A 268-nucleotide genomic window follows, 5' to 3' on the forward strand; every position below is an offset into this window, starting at 1 on the left:
TCGAACGCGATCGTGGAAAGCGTACCCGCCACGCAAACCGGAGAAGCGATCAGCGCCAACACGGTGCTGCGTACCATCGGCAGCAGCATTGGCACGGCTGTGATCGCAGCCCTCATCTCGTCCAATGTCGCAGCCCAGGGCGCGCCAACCGACCATGCGTTCACCGTAGGATTCTGGGCGTGTGCCGGCGTCGGCGTCGTGGCGCTGGTGGCAGCGCTGGTGGTTCCATCCCGGCGGCAACGCCGACGGGACGCGGAAGCCGCTGGAG

General features: G+C 67.2%; 1 protein-coding gene. It reads left to right on the forward strand.

Annotated elements, in window-relative coordinates; all coding sequences use genetic code 11:
- The coding region (locus SB847_RS21185; RefSeq protein WP_410578600.1) for a hypothetical protein at positions 1–268 on the forward strand (268 nt) is incomplete at both ends.

Origin of the sequence: Bacillus sp. SIMBA_026, assembly GCF_046535335.1 — a bacterium.
In the GTDB taxonomy this organism is placed as follows: Bacteria; Bacillota; Bacilli; order Bacillales; family Bacillaceae; genus Bacillus; species Bacillus velezensis.